Genomic DNA, 22,615 nt, shown 5'->3' with positions numbered 1-22,615 from the left:
TTATTTATTTTTAAAAATTTTACTCTGGTTATTTCTGGACTCTTTAATGGTCATAACGCCTCTTTCAGTTTCCTTTTTGACCCTTATAAGTATCCCTTCATCATCATACTCATAAAATGTAGCATAATTATTTTCATCAAGCTCTGCTACCAATTTCTGAGTGGAAGGGTCATAGACAAAAGACTTCATATTACTTTTAAAGGGATGCACCCGTATGTCATCAAAAAAAGCATTATTCCCTTCACTTTCGTTCACCAATTCAATCTGAATATTTTTAGCATCAGAAGGCACAATAAATGATTTCTCAATTCTTTGCCATCCATCTATAATGGGGCCAGATGGGCGGAATAGCGGTAGTTCATCAACTTCTCCATTATTAAATGTAATCTTTATTCCTGTGTTAAGAAAAGTATTCGTTACATCTGTTAAAGGTTCTTTTACCCAGGCAGATAATAAATATTTCTGATCTGGTAAAGGAGAAAAGGAAGTTATACATTCCGAACAGGATACAGGAGTACAGGATGAATAGCTTTTAGAGATTGTTAATTGAAGATCATTTGACTTAACAACATTGGATGGTGTACCATCTGCACCTTTTCCTTCGACGGAAAAATTGGTAACTGCAACCTGATTTGCATATTGACTACCATTAGGAATTTTATAAAATAATCCAAGTTCAAGTTTATTATAACCTAACAATTCCGAATTAATGCTAACCTGATTACCAGAGACAGTAATTGAATTGTTGACAAGAGTTCTTACATTATTATCATCTATCTTATAAAGAACTCCGGTTGCGTCAGGAATCAAATCCAATGCACCAATGGAAAGCTTATCTATGATGAGTGTAAATTGATTCATCTTCTCCGGACCTGCATTTTCAATGACATAATTTACCATTATGTTTTCACCAAGTCTCACTGAAGAATTACCATTATTTTGCCCTCCACAAGCCAAGAATGCTCCTCCTTTCAACACGAAAGATCCAGCATTATTCCAAGTTTGCAGAGAGGGAACAAGATTAGGGTCCTCCTCTTTTACAGATGACTGATAGCCTGCATCCTGTCTTGGCAGTTTAGCTTGTGCCTTCACCTTTGCAAGAATATAAAAGTACACTGTTGTACCACAGGTATTGTTAATCTTTACATTGTGAATCACCAGATCCTTTTTATTCAATGGTAATGGTGCTTTACTCACAACAAAACCTTGTCCGACTAAAGTACTATTTGCCCAGTTTGAATATGGCTTAAACTCGGATATTGAAGGGTTACTGTTTGTTCCAATATAGAATTTAAGAGCTTCATTGGTAAAAGACATTTTAGAATTCAGTGAATAGGTAATATTATTGAAATGATATGTACCTGGTAAATTTCCGTCGGCTGCATATAAGCCAATTCTAACATACCCTTCTTCCCCTGAATTAAAAACAGGATCAGCAAGATAAGAATCAGATATCCATTTTGAAAGGGAACATCCTGTTGCTATAGTTACGCTTGAAGAAATAGGAGCTAAAGGTTGATCTGTATACCCTATTTCAAATTTATTGTCAAATCCACAGGAAGCAGGGAGGTCATCATCTTCATAATACACCACAAAGTCATTAGCTGCCTGTGCTGCCAAAGGCATTCCTTCCACTATTATATATTCGAGACTTTGGTTAAGATTTAAGATTCTGTTATTGGAATTAATAGTACTATACAGTGTCGAACTTTCCACCGACTGACCACACACCTTATATTTCACTACAAAGCTTGACGGTATTGGTGTTGAATATTGGTTAAAGAAATCAATATGTGTAACCCTTGTATTTTTCCTCATATTAACCCTTATGCTCCTGGAGGAAGCAGATGTAAGGTAAGTACCATTAGTCTCTATTACTATATGGTTACCAGCACTTTTTGAGCAATAATCTTTACAGGTACTATAATCTATACGTCCGAAGTAATGGTTCAAGGATTGTTTGTATGTACCTGGACTATAAGTAATTTGTCCATAGGTGTCATATATTTTTGAAGCAAATCGTTTGATAAGGCCACAACTGGTTTGCTCCTGTAGTTCCTTTAATGGATCATTTTCTCTAATGTTAACCACAACCTGATGAGCTGCATCCAATGTAGCATTATTATGAGGCCTCAGATAAATCATGAAGCGATAATAATTTCCTCCTCCAGTATTGTCTATTTCAAAAATAAGACTGTCGCCTACAACATTCGCAGCCACCAGTTCACCGTGCTGATAACCATAAATATCTGAAATTAAAGACTGGTCATAATATCTTCTGACTGTGATAAAATCAAAATCTGTTTTATCATAGTACATAGCAAATCGTATCTTATTCACGAAATAAACATTACTTACTGTCAGGTCATAGTAAAACGGTTTATCTACACTTCCTGGATTGTGTGACAATCCTATAGAAGGCTGACGATCACCTGTTGTTCCTTTGGGAATAGTCACAATCGTTTTTGCTTGCGGAGCATCTTCAAATGGACTGTTGGCAGGTGTTATTAATTTTGCCTTCAGATCATAAAGAATTTCTTTGGTTAAAGAAGTTGAGCAATCTTCGTTCAGATAATTATTTCTGATATTAAATATTGGAATATTTATAGAACTCCATCCTGTGGTTATTGTCAATAATTCTACGTTAAATATGATCTCGTGATTATTTCCGGATTGTATATCCGAAACCTTTGTCATTCTTATTTGCTCTGTACCGGCTGTTATATTGGTGCTAAATCCATCCGTACCAGGAAAGCAGAATTCATGAGGTATAGTAAGTTTCAGAACATAATCTTTGTATAGATCAATGTTATATTTCATACTCACGCTAAGCTTAGTGCTTATTACATATTGTTCAAAAGGATAATCTCTGGTTGAAGCAACCTTAACCTCATTATGTTCCAATCCTCCCTGTGCAAATACGCTGGAACAAAACAACAACAATAAAAATGGAATAATTTTTTTCATAAAAGCAACATATATCAGTATTGCATTAGTTTTTATCTGTATGTAATATAAATATCAGACATTACTCACCTGAGATTAGACTACAAGGATCTATGATTTTGTTAATCTTCTTTGAAGATTTTGGCGCTACTTTAATTGAAGAGCGTCCTGTATGAGATTCGGTATGGGTTATCACAGGATTCTGGGATCTCCAGCTGAAATGATCATCATTACAATCGCCATAATCATAGTCTTCAAATCCGTCAAATGCACTCTCCTGATACCTTGAATTATTGGATGTAGCTGTTGGCAAATTTCTTCCGTATCCGAACTGAGCCATAGAATATCTTTCCAATGCATCCATATTCTCTATCTCCATTCCTATCTGGTTATAGTTTTCGATCTGAGTGACATACTGCCATTTAGTGGTCTTAGGATGCTGTATTTTATCAAACTTTCCATCCGCATATGTCCAGAATGGAATGAAGGAGTCTGAAAAGTATCCATCTTGTTTGATATCGACATTATTATTAATATTCGCCTGGTATCTTTCAGTAAGATATGTCCAGGATTTAAAAGGTCGGAGACTGCCACGTTTACCGAGAACAAAAGGATTCCCTTCTTTTACCTGTTTATCATCCAGGCAATTACAAAACGCTTTCCAGATAAACTTAAATTCCGATGCGCCTGCATTAATCACTCTGCTGAACTGAAGGCGGACATTATTTGCCAGTGGATCATCCATGCAGGATATTGAACCAATAGGAGTCATAGCAACGTTTCGCATACCCGATCTGATAATTTTCAATCTCGTTATCCCTGTGATCTCATTACCTTCTTTGTCTATGATAGTTCTATTACCATTTTGAACATATCTGTTATTGTCATAATACCCAAGTTTATACCCAGCAGACGTTTCGCAAAGAAGTTCGTCCCCATCTTCCAGAAAGGCAGTTTTAAAGTTGTCCAATGTAAAGCTTCCTCCATTTTTATAGATGATTCCTTCATTGTTATAAGCCAGCTTCATTTCATCATAAGCCCAATATCCGGGATAATTGAAAGTCCATATAGGATCATGGAATTCATTGTCTACCTTAGTCAGTAAAACCTCTCCAGTTTCTTTATCCCATGCAAGATTTTCTGTCGTAATAGTCTGACCATTATCCATAGCTAATGTTTTTTCCAGGATACCAATTCTATTGACAACTTTTGTAGTTACCACTGACTTGAATTCTGTAGATTCAAGATTCCATGTAGGCATTGGAATTACTCCAACTATCGGTATTACCGGGAATATACCTTTCACATTAAAATCAAGCCCGCCTCCAGCAGTTACTGACTTGTAATATTTAGTATCATGAACAATATCAACATCCACACCTAATTGCGTATTTATTGACTCTCCTTCTATAGCAAGATTGTCAGGATTTATATATCGAACAGAGTTACTTAAACTTCCATTTGCATTTCTTTTATATCTGTACTCCACATACGATATTGGCTGAACATCCTTACTATTACCAACAACTTCCGGCATTACCTTTTTGGACTTCTCTTTGCCGTGCATATCATTCAATTCGACTTTATATCCCTGGCTACATGTGACAATATCAGTTGCTCCTACTTTAAGGAAGTTAAGAATCAGATTAGGTTTGTCTCTCTTATGCTTAAGCTCTGTTCGTTCAGTAATGGTAGGAAAATCTTTTGCTGTATAGAATTCCTGTTCTACAAATCCGGTTCCATTTCCTTTCAATTCATCTACGTTATAATTACTTGACAGAACTTTAACTGGAGTAGTTACAACCTTGGAGTAACCGACAGCTGGAGACGGAAAAAACATTTCTCCGAAAGGTTCTTCTAAGAAAAACTCTCTGGAGGGAGCTAAAGGAAGTTTTTGTATACTGAATACTGGAAGTCTGAATGGGTTTTCATCATTTCCGACCATAGGTTCATAAGAAGCTACTCCAGAACTAATGATCCTCTCTGTTGGCTTCCCATTATCATTCAACACATTGGACAATTCCCTGGTTACATAGTCATACTTTTGACCATAATAAGCAACTTCTTTATTCCCATTTATTGAAGTTTCTTTAAAGGCTCCCATCATATTCCAGTTGTCAGACATAATAATTGCTTTTACCCTATGGCCACCACCTAGTTTTTTCTTGTCAACATCATTAAGTCTCACAAAGGATTTGCTTGATTCAATTGTATTACTGTTACCCTTCGCTTCCATAACGGATGCAAATCCTGCAAAGAAGGAAAGGATATTGTCTGCCTGAGCAATCATTGTTTTAATAATCTGCAGAACACCATTTGTTTCTGCATCACCAAGCCCTTTCAATTCTCTTCCAAGATTCATCTTGGCAAACATCCATCCATTTCTGACTATCGGATTAATATTCCTAGGGTTTACACCTTTAGTCTTATCAGGATTTAATTGAATGATAGCAGTTGTATACTTTTCACTATCTAAAGCTTTTTTTGCTATACAGCCAGAAGTATTTATTTCCGTATACCCCGGAACGTATTCGAATTTGTCCTGCACCTGAGGATTAGGGTCATTGATTACGTTAAGTTTTGCCTTGTAATACATTAGATCAATACCCTCCAGATATTCCTTTCGAAGGATTTCATTGGCATGATTTCCATCTCTAGCAGTAAACCCTTCTCCCAGATCCACATGCAAAAACATCTTGCCTGCAAGTCCTCCATCTGTTATATCAAAAAGAGTGTTATTGGGTGCTGATGAATTTGTTCTGCTGAAGCCAATAATTTTATACATCCTCATGGCACGTTTATCCTGAACGTATGCATAGTCATCACTTTCATAATGCACTTGGATTGTTCCTCCAGTAGGTGTATATATTTTAGTAAGAGAATAAGCCTCGCATTGTCTGTCTTGAAGTGTTTTATCCTGATCAGTATAAGGAAAAGCTTCATTACCAAGGGGTCCAGCGACTTCACTTTGCCCTTTATAATTACCCCATCTGTCATACTCTTTCAGATTGTAGTCAGGATTAAAGTCTGAATAATCAAACGCATATGGATTCAAAACTCCTTTCCCTGAAAATCCATAAGTAAACCAAACTTTTCTCAATGTAAGTTTACCTTCTCCCTCTTCTAATGTTGCAGAACTATTGGGTGTCTTAGGACAAAGCGAATAATCATACTTAAAATGAACAGTCTTGATTGGTTCTTTAGAGCCGTTGAGCTTATCTGCTTTAGAGTATAAGTTTATTTTGTCAAGCTTGTAAAGTGTATTTTCTGTAGATGTGCTTAATCCTCCTCTTGATGACTTTACTCCCCTTCCGTCTTTTCTAGGAGACAAATGAAATTCTGCAACATGGGTTCTGGTTTCTATAGAATGGAGATACCATACTTCTTTCTTACCATAAAGATAATTTGCTTTATCATCATTATCTTTAATTTCAAGCCCGTCAGTAAAAGAAGCCATATTCTCCTGATACGGTGTTCTCCACTGGAAATTCTGGGAAGTTCTTACATAATTAAATTTAGTATAATTGCCAAGATCTCCGTCTGAAGGACCTGGGATATTGTCGCTATCCACATAATCACTAGAAAGAATACAAGTCAACAAATAAGATGTAGCGTGTGCTCCAGTTGTAACTTTATTGAAACTTCTGTCGATACCACTTGTATTACCAGAGCTTGCCTCCGTTGAAGTATATTCTACCAGATTTTTTCTTATGGCCGTTGATTTTGATTCAGATTTAGTCGTAGCATCCACAGCGAATGTAACTTCTTCCTGATAATTATTGTAAACAGGGATACCATAACAGTACCTTGAACCGGAATTATCAGTAACTCTGATCTCTGTTATATGATGCCCCTTCCTGTATTGATCAATCCTGTCTAGATTATCACCACTATAAGTAATGGTATTATCTTTTCTGGAATAATTAGTTGAAGATGTGTTAATATTTACATCAAACTTATTAAGATGATGATTTCGGATAGGCATCAATGAATATTTATTGAATGCTTCCACTGCTGTAATATATGTAAACTGATTATTACGTTTACGTCTTACTTGTCTTTTATTGCTTTGTCCTAAAGATGCATTTCCAATATTTGGTTTCTTCTTATCAAACATACTACCATCCAACATTCCATCGTTTGAAATTAGGTTATATCCTAATGTACTAGATCCTTTCTGGACATTATTCAAAAAGTCACCATCTGTTTCCGGAGCCGTCTCACCTATTTTTTTAAAATAAACCATTTCTCTGGCAGTATTGTAATCAGCAGTAGGATCGCTAAAATTTTGAAACTGACTATTTGACCAGCGAGAGCTCACAGTTCCAAGATGACTGTATTTAACATCCACATTCACCTTCATTGAAGGAGTAGAGCCCGATCCAAAACCTAAACCAAGCTCCCCTACATGATTTTCCTCTATATTAATCGGGTCTCCTACATTTCCAACATCTCCACGGAACAATCTGTAAGAACCACCCACACCCTGTCCGGATACACTGAATATATCATAAGTATAATTGGTCAATGCAAGATTTTTAGTTGCATCATTAAATCCTCCGCCATCTTTTTCTCTGTTGAAATCATGCATTGCTTCATCGCTTTGACCATCTAGACCAGAATACATGTATCCATAAGCCGGGTTCTTCTTTGATGTACTCTTTAAAAACTGACCAGAATAATATCCCCCAATGCCGAGCAATCCCTGTTCAACAGCTTCATTACTCAACTCAAAACTGAGGTTAAGTGTAGCATTAGTATTTATAAGATCATGACTAACAGAAGGAGTATAGGTAGGGAAAGCAAATCCCATAAAGGAATTGTGCCCTCCTGATCTACCTGTTGCATCACCTGCTTTATCTTTTCCTATGTAAGAATAAGAAGTTGACAAGGACATTCCTTTTAAACCTTCTCTTGTACTGTAAGGAAAACTCAGATTCGCTCCAAAACCTGTCTCGCTCTTTGCTTTGTCCTGCCTTGGTCCTATTCCTACACTAGGAGTTATTCCTGCACCATCTTCTGAACTCATATTAAAATCAACTCCTAGGCCAACTTTGTAATTAGATTTGCTACTTAATGGTAAATCTATCGAAGGCCTTATACCCATCCCAAAACCAAATCCATTATAGTTATTATAAAACAAGTTCATAGACTGAGTAAGTCCGACTTTAAACCCCCATGCTTCGAGCTTTGCAGGATTAAATGAAAAGTTCAGTCCGAAAGTTTGATTTGGTTTTACGTTATAAACTGTTTCAATCTCATCTCCTGCAAAATCATCCGGCAAGCCTCTTACATTTCTATTTATTGCACCAACATTTACATTCCAACCAAGTCCTACCCAGCTTGCTTCAGCATCTGGAGTAATACCTGCTGCATAATTCAAATTAATCGGATATCCTCCTACATCCATTAATGGAATATTATAACTGAAGTCTCCGGTAAACGGATCAACCATGTTGTCCATACCAGCCGGAGCAAACTGCTGTGTCTCCGGTTGTGAAGGTCCTGATGTTAAGGCCAAAGCTCTATATGGCAAGGCTCCTGTTAAAAAATTGAACAGGAAAAATATCGAAATCGGACGTTTGTATTTTCTTATTGAAGCCAGCATTGTCGCTATAATTTTATTTCAGGTAATGATTTATATTGCTTTTCCGAAAGATCAATTCTTAAGTCTCTCTTGAATCCCAGAATTGCTCCTTTCACACCCGCAGTAAGGCTTGTAAAGGAAGTACCTGCTGGAATTAAAACTGATAAATGATGTGGTTGCCCTATTAATGTCGATGGAAATATTTCAACTATGGAATTATGAAGGGTATCCGTTTTATCTTTTACAAAAAATAGATTTTTCTTCAATGAACTAAAAAAATCCTCTTTATTGAAAACTCTATTAACCGAGGGGTCTTTATATAAAATTTCAATACTGATGTAGTGATAACCACTTTTAGTTTTTACATAATCTTCATATGAATCTAAAGAAATATCTCCATTTTCTGCCACACTCATCGCTGCATCCAGGGCAATAGGCTGATACCATATCACTGCATCAAATGCAGCATTTTTCATTATGTCATATGTAATTCCCTGCTGTTTCCTGAGCCAGTTCTGGTACTCAGGAATAGTAAGAGCTGCAGACGTGTGCCATTTAGTACTGTCTATTATTCTGACTTCGGAATTAAAGGAAACTTCCTGCATCGCCACTTTAGCAGGATTCTTTTTTTCACAAGAGAAAAAAACAATACCCAAGGCCACCCAAATAAAAAGCTTTAATGGATGAAGCATGTAAACAATTATTTATTTAAGCAAAATATATCCGCGCAAAAGGGCCAAAAATTACATCCCTTTCACTGTATTATCCAGTAGTCCCCGAATTCGAAAAGCTAAATATTCTGTTTTATAATCCCCTTCTAAAAAATCGCAAGTCCAAACTAAAAAGCTTTCAAATAATAAATTCGTCAAAAATTATGATTCAAAACTAAAACAAATTTTTTTTATGAAAAAGTTTAATCTAATGATCTTCAATAATTACAAGCGTCACAAAAAGCCACAAAAACAAAAAAATAAAAACCAATTAAAACTATAAATCAAATACTTAAAACAGTTAACAAATAAAAACCAACATTATTCAGATGTAATATTTTTAACTTATTTTAACAATAAAGTTATTAACATCAAAGTTTTTAAGTTTTTAATGACATTAATTCTTTTTATTTCACCAATTTTAAAATTAAGGTCAAGAATTTGTCAAGCTGCACAACTTCCGCATGAATTGCACTTAAACCAATGACAAAAAAATACATTATAGCAAAAAATATGTCATCTATATTTTAATCCCACTCATTTTTCTCCTACCAAATCTAACCATCTTCTCTTCATAACCTTCCATTGACTAATACTATTACATCTAATTAAGCTGTCCGTCTTAACAATACATTATATAACCATAAATAAAATACTCATGAAATATGACATAGTTTATGAATCTACTGGTCGATACTTTGCTTTCTAAAAGGCTATTTATCTAATAAAACTTTATATTAATTTACAAAGATTATTAATTAGTTAAGACTATCGTTGCTATGCCTGAAATAGCCTTTTAAAATAATACCATATATTTACTTCCCTTAAACAAAGAAGAATTACACCAGTTTAATCAATATGATCAAAAAGGTTTACAGAAAGACCATTGCCATTATTGCACTTTTTTCCATTGAGTTTTTAATAACAGGAATACTTTTCTTCGCTTCTATCTTGCTGTTTGGATTAATAGTGAAAGAATTGTTTTATGACAAACAGGAACAATTCGATCATTTCGTATATCAGTGGGTTCACCAATTTACCTCACCGGCATTAACTACTTTTATGAAAATAATGAGTTTTCTTGCTTCAAGAGAATTCATACCAGTGATGTTTGTTCTTTTACTCCTGTATTTTCTATTTATAAGGAAGCATCACTGGTATAGCTTAAAAGTTCCAGTGGTAGTAGTAGGATGTTTGTTACTAAACCTATTGTTAAAATTTTTATTTAACAGGCCAAGACCCCTCGTAGAAAAACTCTCCGAGGCTTCAGGTTTAAGCTTTCCAAGTGGACACTCTATGACTGCTTTTTCCTTTTATGGTTTGCTTATTTATTTTATATGGAAGGAAGTTCCCCAAAAAGTATTGAGATGGATATTTACAATTATCCTGCTCTTTATTATCCATCTTATTGGTCTGAGCAGAGTATATCTTGGCGTACATTATGCAAGTGATGTATTGGCTGGTTTTGCTATCGGTTATATCTGGCTGGTATTATCTATTCTTATTCTTAAACAAATTGAAAAATATTATCAAAAGAAAGTTGATCCTCTTAAACAATTTTAATAAAAAAAAGCTACCAAGACATACTTTAAAATTCTATTAATGTATGGACACTCGAGGTAAATTCTGAAGATAGCTTTCATCAAAAGAGGCACCAAGGCCAATAGTATCCGGCAAAGTAATAAGACCGTTTTCCCCATAAGAAATACCACCTGTAACAGGATCTTCCTCAAACATCAAAGGTGTATCAAAATCAAAATATTTTATAATGTCATTGGAAAGACTCACATGTGCAGAAGCAGTAAAACCCAGCCTGGATTCAAGAAAACCTCCTATCTGAACAGGTATATCAGCATGCTCTGCAAGTCTTATAATTTTTAAAGCATTAAATATTCCTGAAGATTTTCCCAGTTTTATATTAAACCGATGACATGCATCTAATCCAATCAGCCTTGCTGCATCATGATGATCACAACATGATTCATCTGCCATGATCGGCATAAGGCTATTTTTCTTTATAAAAGGAAGGTTCATGAAATCCCACCTCGGGATAGGTTCTTCACAATGTTGAATATTATAAGATTCGAGATCTTTAAGTATCTCAACTGCTGTCTGACAATCCCACCCCTGATTCGCATCAATTCTCAAAGGAATGTCATATCCTATTTGAGTGCGGATTTGTTTAATCCTCTCCAGATCTTCTTCCCTGCTTCCACCAAGTTTAACTTTAATGATACCAAAACCTTTGTTCTTTATTTTAACTGCATCATTAGCCATTTTTTCGGGACTGTCTAAACTTACAGTATAGTCTGTTATAATCTGTTTGGAATTGTTTCCTCCAATAAATTTGTACAATGGTAACTTAGCATGCTGGGAGGCAATATCAAACAGAGCCATATCAAAAGCGCTTTTAATACTGGAGTTGCCAAATATGACTTTATTCATCAGATTGACACACTCTTCCATTTCAATTGGACTTTTTCCAATAAGTACTTTACCAATATATTGCCCTACTATAAAGCCGGTATCCATACTTTCGCCATTTATAGTCCTGAACGGACTACATTCTCCGAAACCTACAAGTCCATTATCGGATATAATTTTGACAATTATATTCTCAGCATAATCCATTATACCCAAAGAAATCTTGAAAGGCTCCGAAAGCTTTATCCTGGATTTAAATATTTCTATTTCATATATAAGCATCTGTAAAATAATATTTAACTTCAAACTTAATAATATTTCCGAAAACCAAGGTATTCTTATTAGGCGTTTAAATCCCCAGAATACTTTTGCTGAAACAAATTGAAAATAATATTTTTGAGATTATTTTTTTACAAGAAGAGCGTATAATTTATTATGAGTCTTACTTTTAATCAAAAACTGGAGCGCATAGCTGCAACATCAGACCTAGTTCCCGGTGTAATCATCATACAAAATCTCTTCGATTTAAAAATTGAATACATGTCTCCTCGTGGCTTGAATATACTTGGTGTAAATCTTGAAGAGATTAAAAGTATTGAAAACGCTGAATACAACGATAGGTATTTTAATGTTGAAGACTGGCAAGACTATTCCCCTAAAATAATAAAGCTTTTAGAATCCAAAAATGAAAATGAACTGATCTCATTTTTTCAACAAGTAAGAAAAAGTAAAAACCACAATTGGACGTGGTATCTCAGTACCTTGAAAATATTTCATGCAGATGAAAATGGAACTCCTACTCATATTATAGTGACTGCATGTCCGATTGATCCTCAAAATGCTGTAAATGCTAAAGTAGACAGACTGTTAGATGAAAATAAATTCCTTAGGGAGAATCATAAACTATTTTCAAAGTTAACCAACAGGGAAAGAGAGATTCTTAAACAAATGGCTATTGGCCAGCAGTCTTCTGAAATAGCCAAAATGCTTCATATTTCAGAAAAAACCATTAGTACTCACCGCAAGAATATCAGAAATAAATTACAAATTCAAAATCAATATGAGCTGACCAAATTTGCACAGGCCTTTAATTTGATTTAACTAAAAACCTGTCAAATCTGATATAAAAAGTTAGTAATAAGAGTTTCTACAATCCTTTTTTATTATTTCAAATAATGATTGCATTTTTTGCTCAATCTCATCCAGTTCACTGGGTCTGTTTTTTTTGCTGTTAGTACAGTACTGCGCAAGTATCTTTTGCCTCTCTGACTTAAGCGAATAGTAGTCCTTCAATAATAAAAATACATCCTGTTCCATAGTAATTGTGATTTTAATAGCTTGGAGGGATTTTTACGCCTAAGCCCTATATTTGTTTTATACAAATATTTATTTATTTAAAAAATATAACTTTTTGACAAATAAATTCAATTCATTAAAATATCACTTAACACAATTCCAGCAATACATAAGTAGACACAAGCAAAGGTATAACTATTTAAACTTTAACTGGTTATTTTTAAATATAACAAAACCACTAATTAACTAAATCGTAAAAAGCTTTTAACAAGGAAAAATACAATTTAACAAATAGAATAATCAATCTATTGACAATTGTTTAATGACGGGGAACAATTATACGTGAATAACTACTAAAAGGATATTCACTTATCTGAGGGAATTAAATCACTAAAATATTTGAATTATGACCAACGAAATTACCAAGTCAATGTCTCCCGAAGATCGAATTTCTTTCCTTGAGAATAAAGTTAATAGCATTATCTCAACTATTGAATGCATCATAAAAGGCAATACTGAAAAAGCCAAAAGTTTATTAGTAAGTCATACAGATGAATATGAGCAGTCTGTGCTTAAATCTCTGATCGAAAACTCTACTATTGTAATGCCAGCGCAAGAAGAAAAAACTTACGATTTTCTTAAAATAATAATTGAAGGCCTGCCCTTTCCTGTATTCCTAAAAGATGAACAAGGGAAATACCTCTTAATTAATAAACTAGAAGCACAGTTGTTTGGTCTGGATGAATCACAAATTATAGGAAAAGAAGACGCACACTTTATTCAGGATCAAGAACAGATAGAAGTTATTAGAAAGTCAGACAAAGAGGTCTTAAATGAAAATAAAAGCATTGAACTTCCTAATCAAAACTTTTCTTTGTCCAATGGGAGAACCTATATTTTCAAAACACATAAGGTTCCTTTCCTTAACCCTATTACAGGAAAGACCAATATTCTCGGGTTCTCTGCTGATGTTACCGACACTGTCAACCTTGACAAATTAAAGAAGATTGTGATTGGCTGCAGTAATCCTTACCTGTAAGAGATCTATAATTTTATTTTTTAACCTGTCCCATTATACCTTTATATTTTTTATCTTGAGTTCTGAAAAACCTACGAACTTAATTGATAAAATTTAATACTATTATTCTCCAGTTCGAAGAAAAAGGAGAGAAAACAGGCTGGAGCTATATAGAGATTCCTAAAGACGTATCTCTGCAACTGCAACCATCCGGCAAAAAATCCTTTAAGGTAAAAGGAAAATTAGATACCTATGAGTTTAAAGGCATAAGTCTTCTGCCAATGGGAGATGGCAATTATATTATGGCTTTAAATGCATCAGTGAGGAAAGCAATAAAGAAAAATAAAGGTGCGATGCTTGTAGTCGAATTGACTATTGATACAGAAGAAAAAAGATTGTCTGAAGACTTTATGACTTGCCTGGAAGATGAGCCTAATGCGTTAAAATTCTTTCAGTCCTTACCTAAATCTCACCAGAGATATTTTTCCGACTGGATTGAATCTGCTAAAACAGAATCTACCAAGACCAAAAGAATTGCAATGTCTGTTAATGGGCTTGCCATGGGGCTCGGCTATGGAGAGATGATCAGGATGTATAAGAATAAATAAATATAAATTATTTATAAAACTCATAAGGCCTTTAATCGGAATTTGAAGCCTTATGAGTTTTATAAAAGAGAGACTTATACTCAATAATTAATAGCTATCTGCTACTGTTAATACTCTCAACTTTTTTTGCAACTCTTCTATTGAAGGATTTCCTTTAATTTTAAAAGTCAGTGTTCTGATTTTGTTCGCATCAAGGTCAAAAAAGTTATCACTCAGATTACAATCAATCCCTTCAAAATACAAATAAACATCTTTTGCAAATTTATCAGACTGCACTTGTACTGAGTAATTATCTTCTGTTTGGGATAATTTAACAATCACATCTGGCTTAGGCAAAGACAAGGTTTTATAAGGCGAGAGGAAAAAATTATTCTCTGTTATTACATTTCCATTTTCTGACAATTCACCTTTTAAATAAACATCTTTATTACTCTTTCCCTTCAACAATTCAGATAACTTGTTCTTCATATAAACTTTGCTTGTATTGCCGGGAACCGTGACCTTCTGTGAAATTGTTCCTATAAGATTACCGGAAAAGTCATAAACACTGATACGGAGGTCAGCATTAGTGTCTTTTAATCTATCTGAAACAACAAATACTTTGACTGTATCATTGCGTTGAGCAAAACTAACAATTAAATCCTGATAAGCACTTCTTGCTCTATAATGACTGGCCTTCCAATTTCCGAAGTAATCAACTGTAGACCATGAAACAGTTGGCCAGCAATCATTGATTTGCCAATACAATGAGCCCATCGTATAAGGCATATTTCGCCTATGTGCTTCTGCTGCAGTCTTTATTGCCTGTCCGTGCAACAGCTGGCTTATATAAACATATGATTCAAAATCTTTCGGAGTTTTAAACTCTTTTTTCATATATCTATCTATCATGTGGTTGCCATTCATCCCCTTTCCAATCCACTCCATAGGACTTCTCTGCCTTTTCAGCAATACTTCCGATTCCCAATGCATATCTTCCGGTAAAGCAATTTTCTTAAGAGTATTGATACAAGGATATGATTGGAATCCATATTCACTGATGAAACGTCCGGGTTGTTCTTCAAAGCTTGAAAATGGCTGCTCACCAAACCATACTGCCCAAGAGTGCTGATCTCCTGAAAGCGGTGTTTGTAGTTTATCTTCCTCAGATTGCGGAGAGCAGGCCCAATATAGTTTATCCGGATCATACTTTTTCACAGTCTCAGGGAGTACTTTATAGAATATATTAGTATAATATTTCCAAAGCGTGTCTTTCTGCTGATTGTTATAACCAAAACGTTCCTGATAGTTCCATTCATGCCAGCCATTCAGAATTTCGTTATTCCCGGCCCATAGCATAATATTAGGATAGTTTCTTAATCGTTTAACCTGTTCTTCGGCTTCATGTCTTATATTTTCCGCAAATGTATCATCTCCTGGATACATACTGCAGGCAAACATAAAATCCTGATAAATGATCAATCCTTTTTCTGCACAGAGATCATAAAATTGATCCGTTTCATATACAGCACCACCCCATACTCTTAGAACATTCATATTTGCATCCAGTGCTTCATTGATTACTCTGTTGTATTTATCCTGTCCAACTCTCGTGATAAGGTTATCTCCCGGGATATAGTCAGCTCCCTTCATAAATACAGGAACTCCATTCAACTCAACATAAAATGATTTTCCGAGTGCGTCCTTATTCTGAATGACCTTCAATGTTCGAATACCAAGCTTTGATTCTCTTATATCTGTTTCAGCACCTTCTATCTGGAGGACTGTTTTAACGTTGTATAGTTTTTGCTTGCCCAAACCTACACTCCACCAAAGCTCCGGATTTTTAATAGCAAGGTCCAGATTAAATGTATTCAAACCTTTTTTTAGCTTAACCTTTAAAGAATTAAGAGCTTTTCCATCAGCTAATACATCTATTCGTCCTACTCCATCTTTTGTCGTAATAACTTCTATGGCTGCTGAGTAATTGGCAATGTTGGAGTTCTGGTTCTTCTGTTGAAAAAAAACGTCTTGTATTTTACCTTTTGACCAGGCATGCAGGTAAATCGGTTGCCATATTCCGGATGTTACTAGTCTTGGCCCCCAATCCCAGCCATAGTGATATGCTGCTTTTCTGGTCATTACAGAGTTCTGTTTTCCCTTTGGAGCTTGTTCATTTTGCACTGGAATCAGAAATCCAACCTTATCCAGTTTTTCCTGGCCGATTTTAACAGGTGACTTGAAAACTATTCTTAGTTGGTTGTTTCCTTCTTTGAGATTACTGCAACCTATGCTCCATGACCTGAACATATTATCAGCAGACAAGATCAGCAAATCATTCAGGTAAACATCTGCATAAGTATCTAGTCCTTTAAAATATAGCTCTTTAATTTCTTGATTGATTATTTCCTTGGAAGCATAAAAAGTTGTTCTGTATTCCCAATCCTCATTTTCTATCCACTGTACATCAAATTCATTCAATCTGAAAAAAGGATCCTGAATAGTGCCATTCTCAATTAAATCCTGATGGACACAACCAGGTACTGAAGCCTTAGACCATTTCTCCTTACCTACTTGTCTAAATTCCCAATTTTGATCCAAAAGAACTGTTTTCTGCCCATTACATGATGGTTCTTTCGCATAGGCACGGGCATTGAATGTAGAATTTAAAACCAATAAAAAGAAGAAGAAGAAATAGCTGAGTTTTGTCATAGATGATTAAAGATTCAAACTAAAATATCCAGCAAAGAATAGCAAAAACCCATTGATATGCAATTAATTGACCATAAAAAATAGCACTTCTTTCAAAAAATTAAGGTCCATTTGAGCCGGAAAAGGCTTCAAACAGACCTTCTGAAATTCATCAACATCATATCAGTAGAAGAAACAATTAGTTCTTCTTACTTATCCGATTTATAATAAACCGGTAGTAAAGTTTTTAGCTTTTTTAATGTAGCATCCATACCTAATTCACTGATACCTCCTGAAGCATTGGCATGTCCTCCTCCGTCGAAATGTTCTTCAGCCAGAATGTTAACAGGATTTTCTTGTCCTTTAGATCTGAATGACATCTTGATTTTTCCTTCTTTTTCATAAAGGCAAACAGCTATTCTGATTCCTTTAATCGATAGCGCCAAATTAGCCAGACCATCAGTATCTCCTTTTTGAGCCTTGAACCGTGTAAGTTCAGCTTCGGTCAGTGAAATAATTGCAGCATGGCAGCTGTCAAGAATTTCCAGCTTTTCGCTCATTGCATATCCCTGCAACTGTAAGCGTGCCACTGTATTATTGTCATTCAACTGCTCATGTATAAGATGATGTGAAACTCCAGCACCAAGCAATTTCCCTAATATTTCATGTGTTCTTGGCTGCACCGAAGGAAAGCGGAAAGATCCGGTATCTGTTAATATTCCTAAATACAAAGCTGTTCCGATTTTTTCGCTTAATAAATCTGCATGTCCTGATTGTTCAATGAGCTCATAAATAAGTTGAGCAGTTGAACAAACTTCTGTTGCAGAGACAGTTATATCCACAAAGTTTTCCGGATTGAGGTGGTGATCTATCATGATTTTTTTAGCAGAAGTCGATTTCAAAAGCTGCTGCATTTCCGGTCCTACCCGATCCGTGGCATTATAATCCAGACAAAAAATAAGATCAGCTTTCTGAAAATGATTTTTCAATACCTCTCCATCTCTTTCCATATATAAAATTGAATCAATTCCTTCCAGCCATTGCAAAAACTCCGGTGCAGGATCCGGGTGACCAATCACAGCCTTTTTACCTAATCTTTCAATAAAATGTAATAAACCCAATGAGCTTCCTACTGAATCTCCGTCTGGAGATTTATGTGCTGTAATAAGTATATGTGAGGCATTTAATATTTCGTTTTCAATCTCTTTATATGGATTCATGTCAAATTTGCTTAAGGATGCGCAAATTAAGTTTTAGTTCTATTTAAAAAAAATTAAAAGTCCCCCACTCCTCAGTAAATATTACTGAATGGTTTAGATAACATTCTACATCCTTATACAAATGATAAATAAAGGCTTAAGAAAAAGGTAGTTACTCTGTATCAACATATCTCGGGCTGCAATCACTGCTTATAGTGCAGAAAGTCTTACAGGAACATGAACTTAAAGTCCATCTGAAGTATCTCTAACTATTATTACTCGACGCCTGTGAGAAAGGTAGCAGGCAAGGTTCCAAAATGGAGAACCGGAATCATTTATAGAAATTTACTTCCCATTCCGTTTACTGGAATACAGTTTTGTTTGGGCACTATTCCTGTTTACAAAAAAGGAGGCTGCCCTTATTAATAAAGGCAGCCTCTTTCAATTGCTATTATAAAGTAAGAAGTTGGTGATCCTCCCGAATGTTATTTAATTACTATCTTCACCACACTATTCAGGGTTTCTTGCTGGATCATCAGAGCATAAATGCCTGACTTTAGATTGCCAGTTTCAATTTGGCCATCACTTTTACCTTGCTCAATCAGTCTACCCGAATTATCCCAAATATGGTATTCAAAATTCCCTTGCACTCCTTGTACCTTGACAAATTCTTGAGCAGGATTCGGATATATCTCAATGTTAAGTTGGTTGTTCTTTCCGATACTGGTAATAATCCTTTCTGCAAGTACTGCTGTTCCCAAAAGAGAAGGATCTTGCCATGCATTATCTTCAGATGCGTTCCATGACAGTTTTTTATCTCTGCCACTACCGTCGTCGTCGTCATTGATCATAAAATCAATACCAATACTTTGGTCTTTGGAAGGCGTTCCTTGTAAGGTAGTCCATGGTATGCTGGCTTCTATGATATAACCATCAGTAGTGCTAACACTGCTATAGGTAATTCCTGCAGTAGATCTTCCGGATGGTAATACACCTACTACAGCGCCATCGTTCCATCCAAAAGTATATTGAACATCGTTAGATCCATAAGTAGTTGCTTTATCGTTATTGATATCAAAGTAAAATTCTACAGCATCATCTTCATAGCTATTGGGACTGTCGTTGGTCTTTACATTGTCGGTTATAACAGCCAAGACATACACATTTGTATTGTCCCACATAATTTTAGCTGAACCACTCAAATCATTGCTGTTAGATATTGTTCCCACAAGAGTTTTTGTAGGAGTGATTGGGGTGATAAGAGGGTCATTCCACAGTTCATCCACTAATCCATCTATTGTCGGAGGAATGCTTGTATTATAAATTTTATAAGTATAAGTAACTTTAACAGTGATAGCAGCTCTCGGCCCTTCACAACCATTCAATGTTTGAGAAACATAATAAGTCACACTCCCAGGAGCTGAAGTATTTGGAACAGGTGCTGAAGCTAAAGCAGTTCCGCCAGTCTCTACGGTATACCACTTCAGACTGGTACCTGCTGCTGTCAATGCACTAGCAACATCACCAAGTTCATATGATACAGCAGCTGTTACTTTCGGAGCAGGAGTCTCACAAGGATCTCCACATGCAGGTTTATATACTTTAAAATTACCGGATACATTTAATATGGCAAGCATATACAACATACCATCATAGTATCTGTAAGTGCCGGTGGGAACTGCTATGTTCCAAAACTCCTGTACAAAAGGTGTTGAAAGAGTCGTGTTTGTTGTGGCCAGAGAGGCTACTGCATTACATGCAACGAGACCGGTTGAATGATCACCTCCGGCATTAGAGCCATTCCAGTCATAATGGTTTTTATATCCTGATCCCTGATTCTTGAAAAATGTCAAATAACGCTCAGCAATGGCAGGCTGCAGGGCATCTGCTTTGAACCAATGATAGTCCATCCCAATGTTCATAATACTTCTCCATGCATCATACATAAATCTATGACTATCAGAATTAAAAGATGTAGATTTAGGTGTTCCGTCAAAATTTGAGTAGTCTGTTGTTAAGCCAGAACTAGAGTGAGATGCATCACGAAGCAACTTTCTTGCTGCTGCTGGTGTCTGAGCCCAAAAAGCTTTATTCGATGTTGACCAACGAGCCCACAATTCCCAAAATGCAGGTAAGTTATAAGAAGGGTCCGTAAAGTCGTACGACCCCTGATTAGGTCCGAATGTTATTAACTTTGAATTTGTATTGAACAAATTATTGATGCCACCTGCACCTGTTTTGCTCTGTACTTTACTTAAAATAGATTGTGCTTCAGACTCATAATTAAATATTCCCGTGCCATTACCCCAACGATTGGCAGCAAAGAATAAAGCTGTTGCAAAATATGCTTCTCCATCTGGTGCTGGATTATTGTCTTTCGCACTCCCATCTGTATTTAGTGACCATTTAAAAAATCCATCCAAATTCCCTGAAGTATGGTGCATATAGTTTTTGGTCCATCTCCATAACTTATTAAACTCTGCTTGTTTGTTGAGCTGTACACAAATCATCAATCCGTAAGACATCCCTTCAGAACGAACATCATTATTGGCTACATCCAGAATATAAGCCTGGTCCTGACCTACTTCATAATATAATTTCTGATTGGCACTTCCGTAAAATATTTGCTGAAAGGCATTGTTGATCTTGGTATTGATTTCTGTGTCACTTTTGTTCAAAAGTTCTTTGAACATATTTCTGTATACTCCTGTGAAATAAGCACCTTCTCCCGTTTCGTTGCATCCTCCTCCTGTAGAACCTTCCGTAACATTTACAGTAATTGCAGCTCTTGGACCTTCGCAGTTGTTCAAAGTCTGTGATACATAGTATATTTTAGTACCTGTCGTAGCAGTACTTGGAACCGGTGCGGTAGTTGAAGCTGTTCCTCCGGCAGATTCAGTATACCATTTTAAAGAAGTACCTGTTGCAGTTAATGCAGATGCAGTAGCGCCTTTTGCATAAGTTATCGGAGATACAACTGTCGGTGCAACTGTGGCACAAGTTGAAGTAGAAGTTTTATTTGCAAGAGCATAAGTACCTTTGTCCGGAACTACATCAAACTCTATATACTTGACATTATTTACTGTCACAATAGTAGATGTTTGCAAGGTGTTTCCTAAATATACTTTTGCTTCTGTCCAACCGCTTGGTAATTGACGGCGCACGGTAACCGCTGCGTCATAAATAGAATTATCAAGATTATCTGTTGCAGTTAATCTCAATGAATCATTATTTACAGCAGTTTCAGAGATATTCAGAGCGTTACGTTCTTTAATATATTTTACAACATTCGAGAATGTTCCCACCCAGTAATCCGCAGAATTACTGTTTACATAAGATAAATGGCTGGAAAGTACGCTGGATGCTATAGGAGAATATCCTCCATCATTATCAATACCGTGAAAAAGTAAAACGCACCAGCCATTAGAATTTTTAGCATTGTTGATTCTGTTGTTCAAATCATTAGCAGTATTAACACCTGTATTTCCGCATATGATAGAGCTAAGATTATAAAAGTCTGTAGGTGAACTTGAATTAATCTGACCGCTACAGGTTCTACCAGCTATGAAGTACTTTTGTAAAGTAGATACATCTCCTGTATTACAATTTGGATACGCTATTGTTAAACATTTCCCATTTGGTACATTGGAATTAATAGTGTTTTGAGAGTTTCGATATTCTGTCTCCTGTTGAGATATGCCTATAGAATTCAATGTAGCATGCGAAACAGTATGACTAGCAATTTCATGACCATTACCGGCAGCGGTATTTAACTGAGACCAGTTTGGTCCCCAATTGGTCACCACAAACATGGTTGTTTTAAAATTATACTGATTAAAAAGAGGAATAGCTACCGGCAGCTGATTGGAAGTATTATCATCCCAAGTATATGTCACTGCTGCTGTTTTGAACTTATACCACCTGCCAACCTGGTAGGTTGATGGAATTTGTGCCATACCTTCAATGCTTATGCAAAACATTAATAATAAACTGGCCAGTTTTGAAACAGCTAAAATCTTTTTGGAGAATAAGCGCATCTTCTTTAGAATATTTGATTGATAGTAAATGTGTTTTATAATTTTCAGATTTAAAATCAGCTTTTAAATCAGCTTTTAAATCAACTTCCTGCTATATTTAATTATTCATAATCAAATCAT

Annotated in this window: 11 protein-coding genes; 4 read left to right on the top strand and 7 right to left on the bottom strand. The window is 35.5% G+C overall.

Going from position 1 to position 22,615, the window contains the following annotated elements; genetic code table 11:
* The 3 genes from MYP_RS17460 to MYP_RS17450 all read right to left on the bottom strand — a co-directional run bounded on the left by MYP_RS17460 (position 1) and on the right by MYP_RS17450 (position 9,225).
* A complete protein-coding gene (locus MYP_RS17460) occupies positions 1-2,967 on the bottom strand; it encodes a hypothetical protein (protein WP_156140702.1) in 2,967 nt (988 codons plus the stop codon).
* 61 nt (positions 2,968-3,028) lie between these two features.
* The gene (locus MYP_RS17455; protein WP_045466153.1) at positions 3,029-8,554 is read right to left on the bottom strand and encodes a hypothetical protein; all 5,526 of its coding nucleotides are present in this window, start codon (positions 8,552-8,554) and stop codon (positions 3,029-3,031) included.
* 5 nt (positions 8,555-8,559) lie between these two features.
* A complete protein-coding gene (locus MYP_RS17450; RefSeq protein WP_045466151.1) occupies positions 8,560-9,225 on the bottom strand; it encodes a hypothetical protein in 666 nt (221 codons plus the stop codon).
* An 876-nt stretch (positions 9,226-10,101) separates the two neighbouring features.
* Between MYP_RS17450 and MYP_RS17445 the strand changes: the two genes are divergently transcribed.
* A complete protein-coding gene (locus tag MYP_RS17445; RefSeq protein WP_045466148.1) occupies positions 10,102-10,806 on the top strand; it encodes a phosphatase PAP2 family protein in 705 nt (234 codons plus the stop codon).
* A gap of 36 nt (positions 10,807-10,842) precedes the next feature.
* Here MYP_RS17445 and MYP_RS17440 read toward each other — a convergent pair whose 3' ends face one another.
* A complete protein-coding gene (locus tag MYP_RS17440) occupies positions 10,843-11,949 on the bottom strand; it encodes a mandelate racemase/muconate lactonizing enzyme family protein (RefSeq protein ID WP_045466144.1) in 1,107 nt (368 codons plus the stop codon).
* Between the two features lie 153 nt (positions 11,950-12,102).
* Between MYP_RS17440 and MYP_RS17435 the strand changes: the two genes are divergently transcribed.
* The 3 genes from MYP_RS17435 (at position 12,103) to MYP_RS17420 (ending at position 14,589) form a co-directional block, all read left to right on the top strand.
* The gene (locus tag MYP_RS17435; RefSeq protein ID WP_045466141.1) at positions 12,103-12,768 is read left to right on the top strand and encodes a LuxR C-terminal-related transcriptional regulator; all 666 of its coding nucleotides are present in this window, start codon (positions 12,103-12,105) and stop codon (positions 12,766-12,768) included.
* 601 nt (positions 12,769-13,369) lie between these two features.
* The gene (locus MYP_RS17425) at positions 13,370-14,002 is read left to right on the top strand and encodes a PAS domain-containing protein (RefSeq protein ID WP_045466134.1); all 633 of its coding nucleotides are present in this window, start codon (positions 13,370-13,372) and stop codon (positions 14,000-14,002) included.
* 83 nt (positions 14,003-14,085) lie between these two features.
* A complete protein-coding gene (locus tag MYP_RS17420) occupies positions 14,086-14,589 on the top strand; it encodes a YdeI/OmpD-associated family protein (RefSeq protein ID WP_045466132.1) in 504 nt (167 codons plus the stop codon).
* An 87-nt stretch (positions 14,590-14,676) separates the two neighbouring features.
* Here MYP_RS17420 and MYP_RS17415 read toward each other — a convergent pair whose 3' ends face one another.
* The 3 genes from MYP_RS17415 to MYP_RS25325 form a co-directional block, all read right to left on the bottom strand.
* Positions 14,677-17,280, bottom strand: coding sequence for a beta-mannosidase (locus MYP_RS17415; RefSeq protein ID WP_052430307.1), 2,604 nt, complete (start codon positions 17,278-17,280; stop codon positions 14,677-14,679).
* A 188-nt stretch (positions 17,281-17,468) separates the two neighbouring features.
* Entirely contained in the window at positions 17,469-18,479 is a 1,011-nt protein-coding gene (locus tag MYP_RS17410) for a DHH family phosphoesterase (protein ID WP_045466130.1), read from the bottom strand.
* A 464-nt stretch (positions 18,480-18,943) separates the two neighbouring features.
* On the bottom strand, positions 18,944-22,414 hold the full coding sequence (locus MYP_RS25325) for a glycosyl hydrolase family 8 (protein WP_197060114.1): 3,471 nt from the start codon (positions 22,412-22,414) through the stop codon (positions 18,944-18,946).
* Positions 22,415-22,615: the final 201 nt, after the last annotated feature.

Source organism: Sporocytophaga myxococcoides, assembly GCF_000775915.1.
Lineage (GTDB): Bacteria > Bacteroidota > Bacteroidia > Cytophagales > Cytophagaceae > Sporocytophaga > Sporocytophaga myxococcoides_A.
This window is presented reverse-complemented; position numbering and strand designations above follow the sequence as displayed.

Excerpts from the sequence above, each read along its gene's own strand:
- MYP_RS17440 (WP_045466144.1), bottom strand. The coding sequence starts at position 11,949 with ATGCTTATATATGAAATAGAAATATTTAAATCCAGGATAAAGCTTTCG.
- MYP_RS17425 (WP_045466134.1), top strand. The coding sequence starts at position 13,370 with ATGACCAACGAAATTACCAAGTCAATGTCTCCCGAAGATCGAATTTCT.
- MYP_RS17460 (WP_156140702.1), bottom strand. The coding sequence starts at position 2,967 with ATGAAAAAAATTATTCCATTTTTATTGTTGTTGTTTTGTTCCAGCGTA.
- MYP_RS17455 (WP_045466153.1), bottom strand. The coding sequence starts at position 8,554 with ATGCTGGCTTCAATAAGAAAATACAAACGTCCGATTTCGATATTTTTC.
- MYP_RS17415 (WP_052430307.1), bottom strand. The coding sequence starts at position 17,280 with ATGACAAAACTCAGCTATTTCTTCTTCTTCTTTTTATTGGTTTTAAAT.
- MYP_RS25325 (WP_197060114.1), bottom strand. The coding sequence starts at position 22,414 with ATGGCACAAATTCCATCAACCTACCAGGTTGGCAGGTGGTATAAGTTC.
- MYP_RS17450 (WP_045466151.1), bottom strand. The coding sequence starts at position 9,225 with ATGCTTCATCCATTAAAGCTTTTTATTTGGGTGGCCTTGGGTATTGTT.
- MYP_RS17410 (WP_045466130.1), bottom strand. The coding sequence starts at position 18,479 with ATGAATCCATATAAAGAGATTGAAAACGAAATATTAAATGCCTCACAT.
- MYP_RS17435 (WP_045466141.1), top strand. The coding sequence starts at position 12,103 with ATGAGTCTTACTTTTAATCAAAAACTGGAGCGCATAGCTGCAACATCA.
- MYP_RS17445 (WP_045466148.1), top strand. The coding sequence starts at position 10,102 with ATGATCAAAAAGGTTTACAGAAAGACCATTGCCATTATTGCACTTTTT.